The organism is Vibrio sp. 1978 (assembly GCF_033344345.1).
In genome coordinates this window covers 1-528 of the sequence record NZ_JAWPOP010000962.1, presented here as the reverse complement: position 1 = coordinate 528, position 528 = coordinate 1, and the positions used below count along the sequence as shown (strand labels likewise).

Sequence of the window (528 nt, the reverse complement as noted above, 5' to 3'; positions counted from 1 at the left end):
TTCTCTCATGCTAATGGCAGTGCTGGGTACGGTCATTGTTTGTATGCTGTATGGCGATTTGATCACTCGGTACATTAATCCTCCCATCTCTAAATCAATAATTTATGGCCGCTGGGTTGAGCAAGATGTAGCGCCTTACTCGAGGGAAGAGTTTGTGCTTAGTGAAAGGGGCGTGACCGTTAATGGCTCGACCATTGCAACCGATTTTGAATTTGATGGCGATTCGTTCTCATACAAAGTCGGTTCGACCGTGCGCCATTTTGATTTTGTCGGAAAACAACATACAGAAATGAAGTTGGATGCGCGGGCGCACTATCTTCCGGTCTTTCGTCTTGAAGGGCACGCTGGCATCGCCGTTCGTTAAATACTGTGTTTTCTATTTGAGCATTCGCCATTGCGCGAGTGCTCAACATTCCTATCTTCTTTATATCCACATCAGTTCAGACATTGTCTGGACAATTTCGTAAATATTCTCCTGTTATCATGTTGTTCGTCTCGAAATGGATGAATTAACAACAAGTAAACGGA

Annotated in this window: 1 protein-coding gene; it reads left to right on the top strand. The window is 44.1% G+C overall.

Going from position 1 to position 528, the window contains the following annotated elements:
- A partial coding sequence (locus tag R8N49_RS30105) for a DUF2850 domain-containing protein (protein ID WP_318190822.1) occupies nucleotides 1-364 on the top strand: 364 nt, incomplete at its 5' end.
- Nucleotides 365-528: the final 164 nt, after the last annotated feature.